This is a genomic window from Pseudomonas sp. NBRC 111143, from assembly GCF_001320965.1.
Taxonomy (GTDB): Bacteria; Pseudomonadota; Gammaproteobacteria; order Pseudomonadales; family Pseudomonadaceae; genus Aquipseudomonas; species Aquipseudomonas machongensis.
Genome location: NZ_BCBT01000012.1, coordinates 114,039 through 133,498 on the forward strand (window position 1 = coordinate 114,039; position 19,460 = coordinate 133,498).

Sequence of the window (19,460 nt, forward strand, 5' to 3'; positions counted from 1 at the left end):
GAAGCTTCAAACCAATTACTTGGCCTGGGCTTCTACCTGAGCTTCTACGCGACGGTTAACGGCGCGGCCAGCTTCGGTGGCGTTGTCAGCAACTGGACGGGTCTCACCGTAGCCAACCGAGTCAACACGGTTGGATTCGATGCCGTACTGCTGGGTCAGAACCTGCTTGACAGCATTGGCACGACGCTCGGACAGCTTCTGGTTGTAAGCGTCTGGACCTACGGAGTCAGTGTGACCTTCAACCACGGTGGTGGTTTGTGGGTACTGCTTCATGAAGTCAGCCAGGTTCTTGATGTCGCCGTAGCTGTTAGGCTTGACGACCGACTTGTCGAAGTCGAACTTCACGTCCAGCTCAACGCGGACGTTTTCAGCGGCAGCCGGGCAGCCGTCGGCGTCAACGGTAACGTTGGCCGGGGTGTCAGGGCACTTGTCGACGTTGTCGCAGACGCCGTCGTTGTCGCTGTCGGTGCAGACTTCGGCAACCGGAGCAGGAGCAGGAGCTGCGGACTGCTTCGGGCTACCGCCGAAGTTCAGGCCAACGCCGACGCTCGGTGCCCACTCGGTGTCACCTTTGTCGATGTTGTACTGGGCTTCAACGCCGGCACGGGCGTAGAACATGTCGGTGATGTACCACTTGGCACCAGCGCCCAGGTTGGCGAAGGTGGAGTGGTCACGACCGCCACGGCCGGTCTGGCCCAGCGACTGGTGGGAGAAACCAGCCGAAACGTACGGACGGATAGCGTCGTACGGGTTGTTGAAGTGGTAAACGGCATCCAGGGCGGTGTTCGAGCCCTTGATGTTCTTGCCGTCGTCGCCACGAGCGTTGTGAACTTCGTCGTAGCCCAGACGCAGTTCAACGTCGTCGGTCAGGAAGTAACCGATCGAGCCGCCGAACAGGTTGCCGTCGTTCTTGAAGTCGCGCTGGCTGTCGAAGAACTCCTTCTTGTAGAAGATCTCGGTTTCGACGGCGCCTTGGCCTTGTGCCATAGCGCCAATCGAGGTGGCGGCTACGAGCGAACCAATGGCCAAGCCCAAGGTATTTTTCAATTTCATCCGTTAAATCCCCATCTGGTGATAGTTAAGCCGCCCCACCAAAAACCGGGGGACAACTCGACGGCAAGTCTAGCAGACCTTGCCGATTCGTTTGAGCCATTTGCACAAGACTAAGTTTCAGCCGAGTCGGCAAATTTCTCACGAAGCTTGTCGAGCGCACGCTTGTAACGCATTTTCGTGGCGCTCAGGCCCATGTGCATGATGTCGGCGATCTCCTGAAACTCCAGCTCTGCGACAAAACGCAGCACCAGAATCTCCCGGTCGATCGGGTTCACATACACCAGCCATTTATCCAGCCCGCCTTTTTCTTCAGGTTTCGGAGCCTTGTCCTCGGACGCCTCTTCGACGGGGTCCAGGCTCAGGGCATCCATCAACCTTCTCTTGCGACGCTCCTTGCGGTACTGGGTGATACATTCGTTGTAGGTGATGCTGTAGAGCCAGGTCTTGAACTTCGATTTGCCCTCGAAATTCTTCAGGCCGTACAACACTTTCAGCATGACCTCCTGACAGACATCGTCAGCATCCCGATCGTTCCCCAGATAACGTGCACAGACGTTGAACAGGGTCCGTTGGTAGCGCCGCATGAGTTCCTCATAGGCGCGGGTAACATGAAACAGCTCCTCATGCGAACGCGCCACCAACTCCTCGTCGGTGAGCTCGCGGGGGTCGTAACGCATGGGCGGCGAATAGACTTTATTCAAAACGGATCTGGCCGACAGTCAGGTCAATGTCGCCGCTCAGCCCTTGGGCCGATTTTTGCGGCGGCATACATTAACAGCTTTGTGCGGTTAGCGGCTATTGACGCGCTGCTCAAGCAGCACCCGATTGGACAGCGACACCAACTCGCCATCATCGGTCAGTAGCGTCGTCTTGACCGTCCCGATCTCTTCGATATGCCCTTCGACCTCTCCAATCCGCACCTGCTGGCCAACCTGATACAACTCGCGCACGTAGATCCCGGCAAGGATCTGTCCGGCGATTTCCCGGCTGCCCAGGCCCATTGCCAGGGCCACGGCCAGACCAACGGTAATCAGTCCGATCACGATCACATGGTTGAGCAAGTCGGTCTTGACCTCAAGCTGGCTGATCGCCACCGAGATCGCGATGATGATGACCAGCCCCTGGGCAATGCGCCCGACGCCCGCTGCGTATTCCAGGCCGATGCCTTCGGCAGCGCCGCGCACCAGGCCGTTGACCAGTTGCGCCAGCAGTACACCGGCCAGCAATACCAGCGCCGCACCAAATACTTTGGGCAGGTAGAGGGCAAGCATGTCGAGGGTGGCGGAAACCCGCTCCAGGCCCAGCGATTCGGCGGCGGAAACCAGGAAGATCAGCAGGATGAACCAGTAGACGATCTTGCCGATCAAGGTCGAGATCGGCACCTGGATACCGACCCGGCCGAGCATCTTGGTCAGCCCGGTCCCGCTCATCAGGCGGTCGAGACCGAACTTGGCGAGCAGCTTGGACAGCAGTGTGTCGAGCAGCTTGGCCACCACGAAACCGAGCAGCACCACGACCAGCGCGCCGAACAGGTTGGGGATGAAGTTCGCCACCTTGGTCCAAAGGGCAGTCATGGCGGTGACCAGGCTCTGGGTCCAGAGATCGAGTTCCATATTCAATCGGCCTTATCAGCTTTCTGTCTGCCAGCGGCAGGGGTACGGCGCACCGGCGCGACATGCGCCGAGCCATTGTTGACAGCGATCAGCAGCGCCTGGCTCCAGCGGCCCAGCAGGCTGAACAGATCGCCCGCGCCAACCTGACGGTTGGCGGTTTTGAGCACGCGACCCAGGCAGGCATCGTCATCTCGGTCATGGCCGGACGGCGACGCCTTGAGCAGGTCGCGCAAGGATTCTTCAAACGGATCGTGCATGGGCACCTCGCGTGATGTCAGTCAAAGACGAGAGCTCTGGCCAACGGGTCACACAGCGATGTGGGACGAATGTTTCAAAATACATACGTGATCGTCGCTCAGACCCAGCGCAACTTGCGCAACAACCACCATTGCCCTGCGGCCAGACCCAGCACCACCAGGCAGGCGAACAGGAAGCCGTAGGGATTCTCGGCCCCTGGAATACCACCGACATTGATGCCGAGCAGGCCGGTGATGAAGCTCATCGGCAGGAAGATGCAGGTGATGATGCCGAAGCGGTACATGGTCCGGTTCATCCGCTCGCTGCGCCGCCGGTCTTCGCCCTCCAGCACCAGCGCAGCGCGCTCTCGGGCCAGTTCCAGCTCCTCGAGATAACGGATCAGGCTGTTGTTCAGCTCGTTCCAGTAATCGGCATCGGCGTCGGCGAACCAGCTCCACTTGTTGCGCGAAAGCTGAGCATAGATGTCACGCTGCGGCGCCAGGAAGCGACGCAGGCCGGCGGCACGACGACGAATCTGCTGCAGGTTGCCCTGGGCCGGGCTATACCGTTCGTCGGATTCTACCTTCTCTTCCTCGAGATCGACCGCTTCGGACAGGTCGCTGACCAGTGCCTGGACCTTTTCGGTCAACAGTTCACCCATCAGCAGCAGCAGTTCGGAGGCCGATTTCGGCCCCCTGCCCTCATCCAGTTGCTGCAAGACTTCATCGCTCGCGCGCAAAGGCCGCAGCCGCAACGAAATGACGCGCTGCGCTTCGGCGAAGATGCGCACCGAGACCATGTCTTCCGGCTCTGCGCCAGGGTTGAGGTTGACCCCGCGCAGAAACAGCAGCAACTGCTCATTGGCCAACGGCAGCAGGCGTGGGCGAGTGTTCTCCTCGAGCAGCAGGTCGCAGGCGAACTCGCTCAGGCCGCTGTCGTGCAGCAGCCAGGTGCGGGTTTGCGGATGACTGCGGTCCCAGTGCAACCACAGGCTCTCTTGCGCCTGCAATTGCAGGTTGTCCAACTCGGTACGGGCAATGGCGCGCGCGCCTCCCTTGCCGTCGAGCACCAGGGCATGGACCAGCCCCCACTGCGCGTTGTCTTCCTCGAACATCAATGCTCCATCAGCGCGCGCGGCGCATCACTCCGGCATCTTCAGGGGGCTTGGCGAGACGATCACGCCATTGTTGTCGGCGTAGATGTATTCGCCGGGGCGAAAAGTGACGCCGGCAAAGCTGACCACGACGTCGAGGTCGCCAATGCCGCGCTTGTCGGTCTTCATCGGATGGCTGGCCAGAGCCTGCACGCCGACATCGGTCTGCACCAGCACATCCACGTCACGCACACAGCCGTAGATCACCAGGCCTTCCCAGCCATTCTTCGCCGCTTTTTCCGCGAGCATGTCGCCCAGCAGCGCCCGGCGCAGCGATCCGCCGCCATCGACCACCAGGACCTTGCCCTTGCCGTCGAGCTCGACCTGCTCCTTGACCAGGGAGTTGTCCTCGAAGCACTTGATGGTGACGATCTGGCCGCCGAAGGAATCGCGGCCGCCGAAATTGCTGAACATCGGCTCCAGCACCTGGACCAGGTCCGGGTAGGCGTCGCACAGGTCGGGCGTTACGTAATGCTGCATGGGAAGCTCCTGTCAGTCACAACGAAAGCGGATATCGGGCAAGGCTACACCCTGAAGGCCGTTGCAGTCATCCGGGACCAGGCAGTCAGTTCGGCGCTACGACTTGCCCGCGAATGACCTGCTCACTCAATTGTGACGGGCGGCGCCTGAACGTCGCTCAACCAGCGCGCCACCAGCGGCCACACCTGCGTCTGCGCCGCCTTGCTCACCAGCATGTCGACATGCCCGAAGGCTTCGAAGCCCTCTTCACGGCCCAGGCGCAGGAACTGCTTGCGCTCATCGCCCCACTGCTCGAACAGTTTGCGACAGGCCCACACCGGGTCCTGGAAATCCGCCGCACCCGCGACTGCCAGCAGCGGTACATCCATCTGCGCCAACCCCGCCCACCAGTCTCGGTCCTTGACCCCGAAACGGCCGAACAGGCCATGCCAACGCAAGCTTTCCAGGGCCAGTCCGATCGGCTCGTCCTCCGGCCCACGCTTCAACCTGGGGCCGGAGAGCTGGGCAAAACGCTTGACCAGCAAGCGCGCTCCCCACGCCACTGGCGGCACTTTCAACGGCCAGTAGACCCGGCTGACCTGGGTGCCGAACAACGCCACGCTGGCCACGCAGGCGCTGTCCAGGTAGCCGCCACCCAGTGCGGCCGCCAAGGTGGTGCCGCCCAGCGAATGGCCAATCCAGTGCGGCGCCTGGCCGGCCATTTCCTGGACGAAGGCGCCGATCACCGGCAGGTCGAAACGCGCGTAGTCGGCCACGGTGTTCTGCCGCCATTGGCGGTTGCGCGGCGACAGGCCATGCCCGCGCATTTCCGGAATCCACACGTCGAAACCGGCACGTGCGAGGAAAGCACCCAGGCCAATGCCCTTGGGCGAGTACCAGAAACGACGATTGGAGAAACTGCCGTGCAGGAGGATCACCGGCACCCCGGGGGTGGCGTGCTGATCGGCAAGCCCGAGACGGGTCAGGGCCAGTTCGACACTGGCGTCGGGGCTGTTGCCCGCCTTGATCCGGTAAACGTCTTCACAGAGGTCGCCGCGGCGCTCGGCACTGAGCAGGGCCACGGGAAAAAGGGTGCTGCTGCTTTGCATGGATTCACAGAATGAAAAGGGGAAACAGGATGGGGAAACTGCCACGCTGAACCTGGGCTGCAGCGCATTCGCGGGCAAACCCGCTGCCACAGGGCTCGGTGGCAGCGGGTTTGCCCGCGAATAGGCAGAGACGCGAAGCGCGTCAGGACGCGCCCCGCGCGGGTTACATCAAGCGGCGCCCTGACCTTCGGCCAGGAAGAACCAGGTCTCGAGTACCGAGTCCGGGTTCAGCGAGACGCTCTCGATGCCCTGCTCCATCAGCCACTTGGCGAGGTCAGGATGGTCCGATGGGCCCTGGCCGCAGATGCCGATGTACTTGCCGGCCTTGTTGCACGCGGCGATGGCATTGGCCAGCAGCTTCTTGACCGCAGGATTTCGCTCGTCGAACAGGTGGGCGATGATCCCCGAGTCGCGGTCCAGCCCCAGAGTGAGCTGGGTCAGGTCGTTGGAGCCGATCGAGAAGCCGTCGAAGTATTCGAGGAATTCTTCCGCCAGGATGGCGTTGGACGGCAGTTCGCACATCATGATCACGCGCAGGCCATTGTCGCCACGGGCCAGGCCATTCTCGGCGAGCAGGTCGACGACCTGGCTGGCTTCGCCCAGGGTGCGCACGAACGGCACCATGATCTCGACGTTGGTCAGGCCCATCTCGTTGCGCACACGCTTGAGGGCGCGGCACTCGAGCTCGAAGCAGTCACGGAACGACTCGCTGATATAGCGCGAGGCACCGCGGAAGCCCAGCATCGGGTTCTCTTCTTCAGGCTCGTAGAGCTTGCCGCCGATCAGGTTGGCGTACTCGTTGGACTTGAAGTCCGACAGGCGCACGATCACCTTTTTCGGGTAGAAGGCTGCGGCCAGGGTGCTGATGCCCTCGACCAGCTTCTCGACGTAGAAGCCCACCGGATCGCTGTAGCCAGCGATGCGCTTGTCGACGCTCTCTTTCAGCTCAGGCGGCAGGCCGGCGTAGTTGAGCAGTGCCTTGGGGTGCACGCCGATCATGCGGTTGATGATGAACTCCAGGCGCGCCAGGCCTACGCCCGCATTGGGCAGTTGGGCGAAATCGAAGGCGCGGTCAGGGTTGCCGACGTTCATCATGATCTTGAACGGCAGCTCCGGCATGGCATCCACCGAATTCTGCTTGACGTCGAAGCCCAGCTCGCCCTCGAAGATGAAGCCGGTGTCGCCTTCGGCGCAGGATACGGTCACGCCCTGGCCATCTTTCAACACCTGGGTGGCGTTGCCGCAACCGACCACGGCCGGGATACCCAGCTCACGGGCGATGATCGCGGCGTGGCAAGTACGGCCACCGCGGTTGGTGACGATGGCGCTGGCGCGCTTCATGACCGGTTCCCAGTCCGGGTCGGTCATGTCGGAAACCAGTACGTCGCCTGGCTGCACCTTGTCCATTTCGGACACATCGTGGATCACGCGGACCTTGCCAGCGCCGATACGCTGGCCAATGGCACGACCTTCGACCAGTACCGTGCCCTTCTCTTTAAGCAGGTAGCGCTCCATGACATTGGCGCTGGCGCGGCTCTTCACGGTCTCGGGGCGAGCCTGCACGATGTACAGCTTGCCGTCGTCACCGTCCTTGGCCCATTCGATGTCCATCGGGCGCTGGTAGTGCTGCTCGATGATCATCGCCTGCTTGGCCAGTTCGTTGACCTCGGCGTCGCTCAGGCAGAAGCGCGCACGCTCGGCACGGTCGACCTCGACAGTCTTGACCGAACGACCGGCCTTGGCTTCGTCGCCGTAGACCATCTTGATCGCCTTGCTGCCCAGGTTGCGGCGCAGGATGGCCGGGCGGCCTGCCTGCAGGGTGTTCTTGTGCACGTAGAATTCGTCAGGGTTGACCGCACCCTGCACGACGGTTTCACCCAGGCCGTAGGCGCCGGTGATGAACACCACATCGCGGAAGCCCGACTCGGTGTCGAGGGTGAACATGACGCCAGCGGTGCCGGTTTCCGAACGCACCATGCGCTGCACGCCGGCCGACAGGGCGACCAGCTTGTGGTCGAAGCCCTGGTGCACGCGGTAGGAAATGGCGCGGTCGTTGAACAGCGAGGCGAACACTTCCTTGGCCGCGCGGATCACGTTGTCGACGCCACGGATATTGAGGAAGGTTTCCTGCTGGCCGGCGAACGAAGCATCCGGCAAGTCTTCGGCAGTCGCCGAGGAGCGCACGGCCACGGCCATGTTGTCGTTGCCGGCAGCCATTTCGGCGAAGGCGGTGCGGATTTCGGCGTCCAGACGTGCCGGGAAATCGGCCTCCATCACCCACTGGCGGATCTGCGCGCCGGTCTTGGCCAAGGCGTTGACATCGTCGACATCCAGCGCGTCGAGCGCGGCATGGATGCGGTCATTCAGGCCACTTTGTTCGAGAAAGTCGCGATACGCCTGAGCCGTAGTGGCAAAGCCGCCCGGCACCGATACGCCGGCACCGGCAAGATTACTGATCATCTCGCCCAGGGATGCGTTCTTGCCCCCCACATGCTCCACATCATGGACGCCGAGCTTATCGAGGGAAACTACGTACTCTACCAAGGTGATCTCTCCACTAACTGTATTGGAAAAGCTCAAGGGCGCCCGCCTGTCGACTCTGCGGCTGGGCCGGGACGCTTGTGGCCTGGACCTGGAAAATAAGTGAGAATGCCGAACGACCACGTTCGGCAAACCGAACCTATCATATCCAGAAACATTCGGCAGCTTAAGGCCTCAGGTGCAAATGAAACGATCCGCGTTCTTCATCTCCGACGGTACCGGCATCACGGCCGAAACACTGGGCCAAAGCCTGCTGGCGCAGTTCGAAAGCATTCCCTTCGCCAAATTCACCCGCCCCTACATCGATACGCTGGACAAGGCGCGCGCCATGGTCCAGCAGATCAATGCCGCGGCCGAGCGCGACGGTGTGCGCCCCATTATCTTCGATACCATCGTCAACCAGGACATCCGCGAGGTCATGGCTACGTCCAATGGCTTCATGATCGACATCTTTTCGACGTTTTTATCCCCGCTCGAGCAGGAATTGACCGCCCATTCGTCGTATTCCGTGGGCAAATCGCACTCGATCGGTGGCAATTCCAACTACATGGAGCGCATCGAGGCGGTCAACTTCGCCCTGGACAACGACGATGGTGCGCGCACCCATTACTACGACAAGGCCGACCTGATCCTGGTGGGTGTGTCGCGCTGCGGCAAGACGCCAACCTGCCTGTACATGGCCATGCAGTTCGGCATCCGCGCCGCCAACTACCCGCTGACCGAAGACGACATGGAGCGCCTGCAGTTGCCAGCGGTGCTGAAAAAGCACCACAACAAGCTGTTCGGCCTGACCATCGACCCCGACCGCCTGACCGCCATTCGCCACGAACGCAAACCCAACAGCCGCTATTCGAGCTTTGCCCAGTGCGAATTCGAAGTGCGCGAGGTGGAGAACCTGTTCCGCCGGGAGAACATTCCCAACATCAACTCCACGCATTTTTCGGTGGAAGAGATTTCGGCGAAGATTCTCGTGGAGAAAGGCGTGGAGCGGCGGTTCAAGTAAGATCGGCGGAAGCCTTTTAGCGGGCAAGTCGCAGCGGCGAGCCACAGCCCACAGGGCCGCTAGAGACGAACAAAAAAGCCCCGGCATTGCTGCCGGGGCTTTTTCATTTCAGGGCCAAGGTCAGGATGGAATCACCACCGACTGCCCACTCAGCGCCAGGTCGACCAGCTCGCGGTTGGCCACCGCGTACATCGCATAGTCGGTGCCTGTGGCGTTGCGCAGGTCGTCGAGCATGGCGCGCCAGCGCTCGACCATCACCCGGTGCTGCTCGGCCCACAGGGCCACGCGGGCGTCCATGTCGTCCGGTGCATCGGCCATCTGCAACACGGAAATGGTGATCGCGCGCTGCTGCAGGTCGATGTCGTCGCGGAACGCTTCGCGGGCCAGGGCCTGCCAGTTGTTCTCCACCGGCAGGTTGCTGATTTCCTGCAGGTACCAGGTCAGGTCGAGCGCGCTGCCCACGGCGAAGAACGCCTTGGCCACCTGCGCCGGATCGTGACCGGTGACATCCGAAGCTTCGATGATCGGCAGCAGGGTGTACAGGTGAGTAGTGCCTGCCACCATACGCGCCAGCAACTCCGGCACCCCGGCTTCGACGAAGCCCTGGTAGCGCGCCTGCCAGCGTTCGCGGGTCGGCCCTTCCAGCAGTTCGTCGAGCTTGAGCCCCAGTTGCGCGATCTTCGGCCCGAAATGGGCAGCGTCACGACCGGCATCCTGCTCGTTGCGACGGCTGCGCAGGAACCAGCGGGTGGCACGACGTCCCAGGCGCATCAGCTCGTCCATCAGGGTCAGCTGGATCTCGGCGGGCACCTGGTAGTCCAGCGCCTCGATCTGGCGGAACCAGTGCGGCAGGTGGAAGATGTCGCGCACGATCACGTAGGCCCCGGCAACGTTGGCCGGGCTCATGCCGGTGGACTCCTTCAGGCGCTGCACGAAGGTGATGCCCATGTTGTTGACCAGGTCGTTGGCGATCTGGTTGCTGACGATCTCGCGCTTGAGGCGGTGACGGCGCATGGCCTCGGCGAACTTGCTGACCAGTGACGGCGGGAACGCCGTCTCCATGTCACGGGTCAGGTAGTCGTCGTCCGGCACCAGCGACTTGAGCAGTTGCTCCTTGAGGTCGATCTTGCTGTACGAGATCAGCACCGACAGCTCGGCACGGGTCAGGCCCTGGCCAGCCGCCAGGCGTTCGGCCAGTTGCTCTTCGGTCGGCAGGAACTCGATGGCGCGGTCCAGCTTGCCCCGCGACTCGAGGTCGGCCATCAGGCGCTTGTACTCGGCGATCCGCTCGCGGGCGCGGCGGGCCGCAAGCGACAGGGCCTGGGTCTGCTTGTAGTTGTTGCCGAGCACCAGCAAGGAAACTTCCTCGGTCATGCTGCCCAGCAGCTGGTTGCGCTGCTTCTCGGTCATGTCGCCAGCCTGCACCACTTCGTTGAGCAGGATCTTGATGTTGACCTCGTGGTCGGAGCAGTCCACGCCACCGGCGTTGTCGATGAAGTCGGTGTTGGTGGCGCCGCCATGCAGGCCGAACTCGACGCGACCGAGCTGGGTCATGCCCAGGTTGCCGCCCTCGCCCACCACCTTGCAGCGCAGCTCGTTGCCGTTGACGCGCAGGGCGTCGTTGGCCTTGTCGCCGACATCGGCGTGGCTCTCGCTGCTGGCCTTGACGTAGGTGCCGATACCGCCATTCCACAGCAGGTCGACCGGCGCCTGCAGCAGTGCGTGCAGCAGTTCGGTCGGGGTCAGGCGGTCGGCTTCGATGGCGAAGCGTTCCTTCATCTGCGGGCTGATGGCGATGCTCTTGGCGCTACGCGGGAAGATCCCGCCGCCTTCGGACATGATCGCGCTGTTGTAGTCGGTCCAGGCCGAACGCGGCAGCTCGAACAGGCGCTTGCGCTCGGCGAAGCTGGTGGCCGGGTCCGGATTCGGGTCGACGAAGATGTGCAGGTGGTTGAATGCGGCTACCAGTTGCAGCTTGTCGGACATCAGCAGGCCGTTGCCGAACACGTCGCCGGCCATATCGCCGATGCCGACCACGGTGATCGGGTCTTCCTGCACGTTGATGCCGCGCTCACGGAAGTGGCGCTGCACACCCACCCAGGCGCCACGGGCAGTGATGCCCATGCCTTTGTGGTCGTAGCCAGCCGAGCCACCGGAGGCGAAGGCATCGCCGAGCCAGAAGCCGTAGTCGTTGGCGATGCCGTTGGCGATGTCGGAGAAGGTGGCGGTGCCTTTGTCTGCGGCCACCACCAGGTAGGGGTCGTCGTCGTCATGACGCACCACGTTGGCCGGCGGCACCACGCCACCGTCCTTGAGGTTGTCGGTGATGTCGAGCAGGCCACTGATGAAGATGCGGTAGCAGGCGATACCCTCGGCGGCGATCTCGTCGCGGCCGCCACCCAGCGGCAGGCGACGCGGCAGGAAGCCGCCCTTGGCGCCGACCGGCACGATCACCGAGTTCTTCACCTGCTGCGCCTTGACCAGGCCCAGCACTTCGGTGCGGTAGTCTTCCTCGCGGTCCGACCAGCGCAGGCCGCCGCGGGCGACGTTGCCAAAGCGCAGGTGCACGCCCTCGACCCGTGGCGAATAGACGAAGATCTCGAATTTCGGCACCGGCTTGGGCAGCTCGGGGATCAGGCGCGGGTTGAACTTGAAGCTGAAGTACGACTTGCTCTGGCCAGCGGCGTCGGGCTGGTAGAAGTTGGTGCGCAGGGTGGCCTTGATCAGGTCCAGGTAGCGACGCAGGATGCGGTCCTCGTTGAGCACCTGGACGTCGTCCAGGGCGGTGAGGATCGCCTGCTCCAGGCGCTGCTGCTTGTCGTCCAGGTCATCCTGGCCGAGCTTGCGCGCGAGGTAGAAGCGGGTCTTGAACAACCGGGTCAGTTCGCGGGCGATGTCGGTGTGGTTGTTCAGGGTGCTGGCGATGTAGCCCAGATCGAAGCCCAGGCGGATCTGCTTCATGTAGCGGGCATAGGCGCGCAGCAGTGCCACATCGCGCCATGGCAGGCCGGCGGTGAGCACCAGGCGGTTGAACGCGTCGTTCTCGGCGTCGCCCTTGACGATGTGGATGAAGGCATCCTGCAGGGTGTCGTTGAGCTGCTGCAGGTCCAGGTTCAGGCCTTCGCTGTAGGTGAAGGCGAAGTCATGGATCCAGAACTCGCGACCGTTGGCGTGGCGCAGGCGGTACGGGAATTCACCCAGCACGCGCAGGCCGAGGTTCTCCAGGATCGGCAGCACGTCGGACAGCGCCAGCGGCGTGTCGGCGTGGTACAGCTTGCAGTGCAGCTGGCGCTCGCCCAGTTGGGTGAGTGGCTGGTAGAAGCTCATGGCCAGCGGCTTGGCTTCGGACAACGCCAGCACATGCTGCATGTCCACCACCGCCGAATGCGCGGCGAAGCGCTCGCGGTAACCCGCCGGGAAGCCCTTGGGGAAGTCGGCGAGGATGTTGGTGCCCTGGGCTTCGCCGAAGTTCTCCACCACCAGCGCGGAGAAGTCGTCCTGCCACGAGCGGCAGGCCTGGATCACTTCGTTTTCCAGCTGCTGCGGGTCGATGTCGATGCGGTTCTTCGGGTCGACCCGCAGGATCAACTGCACACGCGCCAGCACCGACTCGGAGAAGAAGGTCCAGAACTCGCAGTCGGTAGCCTTCAGGCGCTCCATCAGCACCTGCTGGATCTTCTGGCGCACTTCGGTGGAGTAGATTTCACGCGGTACGTAGGCCAGGCAGTAGCAGAAGCGGCCGTACGGGTCCTTGCGCAGGAACACGCGGATCTTGTTGCGTTCCTGGATCTGCACGATCGACATGACGGTGTTGAACAGCTCGTCGATCGGCGTCTGGAACAGGTCGTCGCGCGGCAGCACTTCGAGCACCTGCGTGAGTTCCTTGCCCAGGTGCGCCTTGGGGTCGAAGTGCGAGCGGCGCTCGATCTCGGCGACTTTCCCGCGGATGTACGGGATGGTGTACACGCTTTCGCCGTACACCGTCGAGGTGTACAGGCCCATGAAGCGGCATTCCTTGATGACCTTGCCATCGGCATCGATCTGGCGGATCGACACGTAGTCCGGGTAGGCCGGACGGTGCACGCGGCTCGGTTGCGAAGCCTTGGCGAACGACAGCAGGCGCGGCTCGCGCAGGTAGCTGACGGCGTAGTCCTCGATGCGCAGGTCTTCATTGCTCAGGCCGCTGCGCAGCACGCGCGGCAGGCCGAGGAAGGACGATTCGTCGTAGACCAGGCTGCCGCCGGCAGCGTCGGACTCGACCACGAACTCTTCGTAGCCGAGGAAGGTGAAGTGGTTGTCCAGCAGCCAGGTGAGGAAGCTCTGCACCTCGGCCTTGTCGTTCTGCGCCGGGCCGAAGGCGTTTTCGCCCACCAGCGCCAGCAGGTCGCGGACCTTGGCCTTCATCGGGTCGAAGTCGGCAACGACGACGCGCACATCGGCCAGCACCAGCTCCAGCTCGCGGGTCAGGCTGGTCAGCTCGGCGGCATTGGCGCAGCGGTCGATCTCCAGGTACATCAGCGACTCGTGGCTGACGCCTTCACCCTGGGTGCCCTTGGGCAGCAGTTCGAGCAGCTCGCCCTTCGGCCCGCGGCGGGCGCTGAGCACGGTGGTCTGCAGGGTGTGGATGCTGTAGCCGCGGCGGTTGAGTTCGGTGCGTACCGAGTCGACCAGGAACGGCAGGTCATGGTGCAGGACTTCGACCACGGTGTGCGTGGACTGCCAGCCGTGGCGTTCGTAGTCAGGGTTGTAGACCCGCACTTGCGCAGTGTTCGGGTCGAAGCGCTCGATGGTGCGCCAGGCAGAGAGGGTGCAGCCGGCCAGGTCGGACAGCCGACGCTGGGTGAGTTCGTCCAGAGAGATGATGCCGAAGAACTGTTCGGCGAACAGCGCCACTTGTGGCAGGGACTGCTCGCTGATGTGCTGCGCCAGGGCCGCCTGCAGTTGATGCTGGAAGTCGGCTTTGCTGGCTGCGGTGAAAAACGCCATCTGTGGTACTCCGCTTGGGCTTTGTTATAGGTGAAGCGTCGTGTACGTGCGCCATGTACGGATCAACGATAGCCAACCCGTAGCAGGAAGACGGTAAAACCAAGGCGTAGGACGCTTCCTTCGCGTCCATGTTCCAGGGATGGGCAGCTGCAAAGACGACTGCCGGTGGCTGTGTCTTTACGGTTGTCCATCAACTGGGCAGCTTAACGACTGAGCGGTCATCCCGGCTTGCAGCGCTGCGACATATTCGGTCAAAGGGCGGTAACATTGCGTTTATGCGCAAGGCCCAGACTGGCACAATCGCATTTCATTTCCTTGAACCGAGCTGCCCATGCAACTGAAAACCGCCCTGCTCTTCGCCACCCCCTGCGATGACGAGGAAGACAACATGGCGACCCTGTGCTGCCACAGCGACAAGGGCCAGATGTTCCTGCTCACCCGCTATCCGGACGAAGACACCGTCGATCTCACGCTGGACGACGAACCGTCGACGCTGGACGAGCTGAAAGTGACCTTGAGTGCCGAGCGCCTGCTGATCGAGGTTTCACCAGGGGATCGGGATGCACTCAGGGGTGATGAATCGCTGGAGATCCTGCTTACGTCGGCCGGAAGCGATCTGGAGGAAGTGGCGCTGACGCTGCGCAATATTCTTGAGGGAACGGGGACGTTCGTTTTCGAGATTTGAGATGGCGCTCCCGTTGCGGGTCAGCCCGCACAGGGGCGAGAAAGCATCGAAAGCGCATACAACAAAGGCGACCCAAGGGTCGCCTTTGTGTACTTGCCGATCAGCGCGACAACCTCACCCATTTGATTTAGCGAGAACAGTCCACATGCAGCCAGTCATACAACACCCTTGGGATATAACCCCAAGCGAGGCTATCGATCTACAGATACGACTATCTAAACTTGTAGTCAAGCAAGATCAGCTTGGGCCTATTTCTAGTATCGCAGGCATTGATGTCGCCTACCACAAAGAAAACGATACACTCATAGCCTCTATTGTTGTGGTTGACGCAGAAAGCCTGGAAATCATCGAAGAGCATGCATGGTCGGGTACGACTTCGTTTCCCTATGTGCCTGGTCTTTTTTCGTTTAGAGAACTACCTTCTATCGTAAAGCTCTTATCGGCTATAACCCACCGACCTGACCTGATCATCTGCGACGGGCAAGGTATAGCTCACCCTCGTCGGTTTGGCTTGGCATCGCATTTGGGGGTACTTTATGACATACCTACTATTGGATGCGGAAAAAGTCGCTTCATTGGTGAATACGCACCTCCGCTTAATGAAAGGGGATGCCAATCAGGCCTGTTCGACGGCGACAAACTAATCGGGGCCGCGCTCAGGACTCAAAAAAATGTAAAACCCGTGTTCGTTTCAATCGGCCACCGAATCTCCCTTGAAACTGCCTGTCACTGGGTATTGAATGCAACACGCCACTATCGACTACCAGAAACGACCCGGCTTGCAGATCGATATGGAAGGCAATTCTACGAACAGAACAAACACCCCATCACCCCTCCAAACTAACCTTCCGATTATTTAAATATACGTCACATTCGGGACAAAGTACCTGAAACTGGACGCACCCTTCACGCCACCAGTCAACGCAATCCTTAGCGGCCACAACTTTCAATACACTCAACTGCTGATAATTTTTCAAACACTGCAGAATTTCCGGTGTACCATTGACACCATCCAGCTCTAACTCTCTGATACAGCGCTCATTGCCCCCCATAAAAATGTAATCAACCACAGCCTTGTCAATACCATCTCCAATGAGTGAAACCCGGGACGCATACTTAAGAGAGGAGAGCTCCGCTTTATCACGCAACACAGGAAACCTTATGCACCCGATCACTTGCGGTAGTTTAGAAAAATAGTCACCCAACAGAGTCAACCGCGTCAGACCTTCCAATGAAAATATCAAGGAAAACATGAAAATATTATTCTGGTGAACCGTCATCGCTTCCAGTCCACCGCCTTCGAACCACCCATAACTCTGTGGAACATCCTCCCCGATCTCGACAGTTCGCAACTGTCCATCTGGGAAATATGTTACTTCCTCTATCACCCAGCCATATTCATACAAGCGCTCGCTGACACATACATCACCACTGAACTCATAGGAAAATCCATTGTAGACACTATCCCCCCAATAAAACTGCTCCCCCGTATAGTCTCGCTCCATTTCGATACTATCACGCACCTCCCCAATAATAAACTCGCTGCGGTAGACATCAACATAGCGGCCATCTTCATACATACCTCCTCCAACCACATGACCATTCGAGAACTCCAACGCTCCCCCGGTGTAGGGTACGCCCCGAAAAGTCCACAATCCGCCCTGGTTGCTTATCGCATTTCTTTTGATAATCATCAGAGCTTCCTTCCGGTAATCACATCGGCATCCTTCAGTAAACCGCTACAGTTCGAGCACGCCTCGAATTTATCCACCTGCCCCTGCTTCGGTGCCAGCTTGTAGGTGGCCACTTTCACATCATCAATTGATACCTTGGGGTACCGAGTCCTTATTCCCACTAAACTGAAAGGGATCTTTTGACCAGATTACGCTGTTGAGTAAAAATGGAGCCCGCTTCAGTGGCACGCCCTGCTGCTTTTGCCCGATTAGTTAGAATAGGAAGAGATCAGAGCCTTTGCGATTATACCTTCCGCGGTGCAACTGGATGCCAGCTCAGCCAACTCATCCATCGAGATCAAATTTGAGTTTAAGTACTCGTAAAAACCCTCTTGAAGCTCTGATTTTTTCACAGCAACAACGCCAAATTCCTCATATGCGCTTTCGAAGGCAACCCATTTGCACGCGCTATCGCATAAAACTATTGGATAACCAACTGTTCCATCAAAAAAATTTTCAAACCTTTTACTCAACCAACGAACATCTTTCTCTAAATCGTTTCCATCGAAGGAAAAACAAGAGTTACTTAATCGCTCATCACCTGAAAACTTTATAAAAACATCTGACTTAAAACTGGAAAGGCTATTCGATACCAATCCCGAAAAAACTTCAGAAAAGCAAAGCAATGGTCTCTCAAAAAACCAAAACAGAAATCCACCACCAACGAAAACATTCGCCGGCAAGTCTTTATTAAAATCTATGACACCTGGCAGCCTATCAAGAAAAGAATTCAAATCTTTATCTTCAACATTCAAAACAGTCACGACTACTCTCCTGAAAACCTGATTTTCGCAGTTGGTTTTTTCACCCCTTCTACAGTCAACGACGCGGACGGCTGCCCTGTGGACGTTGAAGATGGATAGAATCGATAGGTCTTCTCTCCATTAGTTAACACAGCAACTGAGCCATCCTGAGAAATTGTCTTTTTATAACCATTAGACTCAAGAGTCTTTATGGCGCTGCTCTGAGTAATGTTCGCCTCTATCTGTCCTGCACTATTCCGCGTAGCTTTCGGCAAAAACTCAATCGATGTTGCTTTTGTCCCTGCAAGATAGTCCACTGCCCGCTGAACCTGCGCAAGCTCCGCACGTTCAGGCACTCCAACAGGCCTAGACCCAGCTTGTTTACCTGCAGCAGCGCCACCAACAAGCCCCAGGCGGTCCAGCGTAGGCGCCCATTCATTCAGGACTTTACTCAGGCGCGCATAGCTGTCAATCGAGCGCTCCAATAGAGCTGTCTTGTATGTTTCGCACCTAGCCGTCGTACACTGGACAGACATCAGTGTGTCTATGCTTTGGGCGATCTGAAGCGATTTCTCCTTGGCTCTTTGAGGCCCGTAAGTATTCTGGGCTTCCTCTACGTTACGCAAGCTCTCGTCGTCGTATTTCTCTTTTATCCACTTGTCCGTCTGACAGCTTTCGTCCGTACCACAGCCATTCATGTCTTTGGCAAAAGCCAGGACATCTAGGTGTTCCAGATAGTTGTATTGCGTGCCGTTCTTGGCGACCCATGCGGCTTTGTCCAACGAACTGGCATCGGCATCCTCCTGACTTGCCGCCGCCAGCACCCCGACGATCTGCGAGCTCATGGTCAGCAGGTTTTCATTTCCCCCAACCAGCTTGTTGAGCTGCACCACCAGCGCCTCATTCGCGCCGGCCGCCAAGGCACCCGTTTTGAAGTCACCGCCAGTGGCCTTCGACAGCAAGCCACCGACCATCGCATGGATGGCAATCTTGGGGAGGCTGCCGTTCTCGATGCCGAACTGCTTGGTGTAATCCCCCACCGCATTGAAACTGGCTGCCGCCAGCGTATTGAACAGCGCGCTTTTCAACGCATCGCTGGCACTGCCGCCCTGTCCAAGGGCCTTGCTCAGCAGCAGGGAGGTGCCATTCTGCAACGTCTGGTTGGCTGCGAACTGACCTACGCCTTTGATCGTGTACAGTTTCGGCCCAAGGACTTTGCCCGTGACTGGGTCAGTTTTCGTTCCCGTCCAGCCATCGAAATAGGCCGCTGTCAGACCTGCAGCCACACCCGAAATGACATAGCCTTTCATCGCATCGGAGGAGGTCACATCCTTGACCACAGCCCCCAGATTGCCTCGATTATTGACGACGCTTACCGAAGCATTGGTCGCAGCTCCCGTGGCAACAGCCCCCACGGCAGCTCCGGTGACGCCACCACCGGCCCAAGCCGCTGCGGCAGGGCCGACGACGGCCGCCATGACGATCGCAATCGCGAGCTGAGCAGCCGGCCCCAGCCCCGAATTGCTGTACTTGAACGAGTCGTGGATTTCCTTGACCTGACGCCAGTCCACGCCACCTTGTGCTTCGACCTGCTTGAGCCAGGCCAGCTTGGGATCGGCCTTGACCATGGCATCGATGGACTTGCTCACCGTCTGCTGGTTGACCTGGCGCACATCCACATGAATCTTGCCAACGGCATTGATCACCAGGTCGCCTTTGGCGACCAGCTCGCTCTGGCGAACCGTTTCATCCGTACGGCCCTCGCCCTTCATGCTGAACCAGCCAACGTTGGACTTGCTCTTCTCGTGACTCTCCTGATGCAGGTCCTTGACCGCCTCGAACGTCACAGCGCCGCCACTATCAATGGTCAGATCAGCACCCGAGGCGAGCTTCGCCCCCTGGTACAGCTGATCGCCGCCGCTCTTGAGCGTCAGGTCGCCACCGCTGCTGACTTCGCTGCCCACCGCCTTGACGTCGGTGACTTCGTCGCGCTGGGTCTGCTTGCTGCCCCAGCCGCCTTTCTTGCTCATGTCGTACAGCGAGTACTGGCTGTCGTTGGCCGCCAGCAGCTCCAGCTTGTCGCCGGCCACCAGGTAGGCTTCCTCGCCGGCGCTGACTTTGCTCGCCACCAGGCGCAGGTCACGT

At 60.0% G+C, this 19,460-nt stretch carries 15 protein-coding genes; 3 read left to right on the forward strand and 12 right to left on the reverse strand.

Annotation, left to right across the window (positions count from 1 at the left end; genetic code table 11):
* Window positions 1–15: 15 nt before the first annotated feature.
* The 8 genes from APH44_RS09640 to ppsA all read right to left on the reverse strand — a co-directional run bounded on the left by APH44_RS09640 (window position 16) and on the right by ppsA (window position 8,168).
* On the reverse strand, window positions 16–1,053 hold the full coding sequence (locus tag APH44_RS09640) for an OmpA family protein (RefSeq protein WP_054892467.1): 1,038 nt from the start codon (window positions 1,051–1,053) through the stop codon (window positions 16–18).
* 110 nt (window positions 1,054–1,163) lie between these two features.
* The gene (gene sigX, locus APH44_RS09645; protein ID WP_054892468.1) at window positions 1,164–1,730 is read right to left on the reverse strand and encodes an RNA polymerase sigma factor SigX; all 567 of its coding nucleotides are present in this window, start codon (window positions 1,728–1,730) and stop codon (window positions 1,164–1,166) included.
* 111 nt (window positions 1,731–1,841) lie between these two features.
* Window positions 1,842–2,666, reverse strand: coding sequence for a mechanosensitive ion channel domain-containing protein (locus APH44_RS09650; protein WP_054892469.1), 825 nt, complete (start codon window positions 2,664–2,666; stop codon window positions 1,842–1,844).
* A 2-nt stretch (window positions 2,667–2,668) separates the two neighbouring features.
* Window positions 2,669–2,923: a hypothetical protein gene (locus APH44_RS09655; RefSeq protein WP_054892470.1), complete on the reverse strand. Its 255-nt coding sequence runs from the start codon at window positions 2,921–2,923 to the stop codon at window positions 2,669–2,671.
* Between the two features lie 98 nt (window positions 2,924–3,021).
* Window positions 3,022–4,017, reverse strand: a complete 996-nt coding sequence (locus APH44_RS09660) for a zinc transporter ZntB (protein ID WP_054892471.1) — start codon at window positions 4,015–4,017, stop codon at window positions 3,022–3,024.
* Between the two features lie 27 nt (window positions 4,018–4,044).
* Window positions 4,045–4,536, reverse strand: a complete 492-nt coding sequence (gene rraA, locus APH44_RS09665; RefSeq protein ID WP_054892472.1) for a ribonuclease E activity regulator RraA — start codon at window positions 4,534–4,536, stop codon at window positions 4,045–4,047.
* A 122-nt stretch (window positions 4,537–4,658) separates the two neighbouring features.
* Window positions 4,659–5,624, reverse strand: a complete 966-nt coding sequence (locus APH44_RS09670) for an alpha/beta fold hydrolase (RefSeq protein WP_054892473.1) — start codon at window positions 5,622–5,624, stop codon at window positions 4,659–4,661.
* A 168-nt stretch (window positions 5,625–5,792) separates the two neighbouring features.
* Window positions 5,793–8,168 (reverse strand): phosphoenolpyruvate synthase, encoded by a 2,376-nt coding sequence (gene ppsA / locus APH44_RS09675; RefSeq protein WP_054892474.1) that lies wholly within the window; start codon window positions 8,166–8,168, stop codon window positions 5,793–5,795.
* 181 nt (window positions 8,169–8,349) lie between these two features.
* Here ppsA and APH44_RS09680 point away from each other — a divergent pair, with 181 nt between their 5' ends.
* Entirely contained in the window at window positions 8,350–9,168 is an 819-nt protein-coding gene (locus APH44_RS09680) for a pyruvate, water dikinase regulatory protein (RefSeq protein WP_054892475.1), read from the forward strand.
* Window positions 9,169–9,288: 120 nt separating this feature from the next.
* Here the strand turns inward: APH44_RS09680 and APH44_RS09685 are convergent, their stop codons facing one another.
* Window positions 9,289–14,154, reverse strand: coding sequence for an NAD-glutamate dehydrogenase (locus APH44_RS09685; RefSeq protein ID WP_054892476.1), 4,866 nt, complete (start codon window positions 14,152–14,154; stop codon window positions 9,289–9,291).
* 331 nt (window positions 14,155–14,485) lie between these two features.
* Between APH44_RS09685 and APH44_RS09690 the strand changes: the two genes are divergently transcribed.
* Both APH44_RS09690 and nfi read left to right on the forward strand, forming a co-directional pair.
* Window positions 14,486–14,839: a hypothetical protein gene (locus APH44_RS09690; RefSeq protein ID WP_054892477.1), complete on the forward strand. Its 354-nt coding sequence runs from the start codon at window positions 14,486–14,488 to the stop codon at window positions 14,837–14,839.
* Between the two features lie 145 nt (window positions 14,840–14,984).
* Window positions 14,985–15,683, forward strand: a complete 699-nt coding sequence (gene nfi / locus APH44_RS29055; RefSeq protein WP_082420915.1) for a deoxyribonuclease V — start codon at window positions 14,985–14,987, stop codon at window positions 15,681–15,683.
* Here nfi and APH44_RS09695 read toward each other — a convergent pair.
* From APH44_RS09695 to APH44_RS09700, 3 genes are all read right to left on the reverse strand, one after another.
* Complete coding sequence (locus APH44_RS09695; protein ID WP_054892478.1) at window positions 15,667–16,533, reverse strand: hypothetical protein; 867 nt, start codon at window positions 16,531–16,533, stop codon at window positions 15,667–15,669. The two genes, nfi and APH44_RS09695, sit on opposite strands and share 17 nt — an antisense overlap.
* Before the next feature lie 248 nt (window positions 16,534–16,781).
* Window positions 16,782–17,336 carry a hypothetical protein gene (locus APH44_RS29060; protein WP_082420916.1) on the reverse strand — a complete coding sequence of 185 codons (555 nt, stop codon included), beginning with the start codon at window positions 17,334–17,336 and terminating at the stop codon, window positions 16,782–16,784.
* Window positions 17,337–17,338: 2 nt separating this feature from the next.
* On the reverse strand, window positions 17,339–19,460 hold a 2,122-nt coding region (locus APH44_RS09700), incomplete at its 5' end, for a DUF637 domain-containing protein (RefSeq protein ID WP_177342473.1).

Excerpts from the sequence above, each read along its gene's own strand:
- APH44_RS09640 (WP_054892467.1), bottom strand. The coding sequence starts at position 1,053 with ATGAAATTGAAAAATACCTTGGGCTTGGCCATTGGTTCGCTCGTAGCC.
- sigX (WP_054892468.1), bottom strand. The coding sequence starts at position 1,730 with ATGCGTTACGACCCCCGCGAGCTCACCGACGAGGAGTTGGTGGCGCGT.
- APH44_RS09650 (WP_054892469.1), bottom strand. The coding sequence starts at position 2,666 with ATGGAACTCGATCTCTGGACCCAGAGCCTGGTCACCGCCATGACTGCC.
- APH44_RS09655 (WP_054892470.1), bottom strand. The coding sequence starts at position 2,923 with ATGCACGATCCGTTTGAAGAATCCTTGCGCGACCTGCTCAAGGCGTCG.
- APH44_RS09660 (WP_054892471.1), bottom strand. The coding sequence starts at position 4,017 with ATGTTCGAGGAAGACAACGCGCAGTGGGGGCTGGTCCATGCCCTGGTG.
- rraA (WP_054892472.1), bottom strand. The coding sequence starts at position 4,536 with ATGCAGCATTACGTAACGCCCGACCTGTGCGACGCCTACCCGGACCTG.
- APH44_RS09670 (WP_054892473.1), bottom strand. The coding sequence starts at position 5,624 with ATGCAAAGCAGCAGCACCCTTTTTCCCGTGGCCCTGCTCAGTGCCGAG.
- APH44_RS09680 (WP_054892475.1), top strand. The coding sequence starts at position 8,350 with ATGAAACGATCCGCGTTCTTCATCTCCGACGGTACCGGCATCACGGCC.
- APH44_RS09685 (WP_054892476.1), bottom strand. The coding sequence starts at position 14,154 with ATGGCGTTTTTCACCGCAGCCAGCAAAGCCGACTTCCAGCATCAACTG.
- APH44_RS09690 (WP_054892477.1), top strand. The coding sequence starts at position 14,486 with ATGCAACTGAAAACCGCCCTGCTCTTCGCCACCCCCTGCGATGACGAG.
- nfi (WP_082420915.1), top strand. The coding sequence starts at position 14,985 with ATGCAGCCAGTCATACAACACCCTTGGGATATAACCCCAAGCGAGGCT.
- APH44_RS09695 (WP_054892478.1), bottom strand. The coding sequence starts at position 16,533 with ATGATTATCAAAAGAAATGCGATAAGCAACCAGGGCGGATTGTGGACT.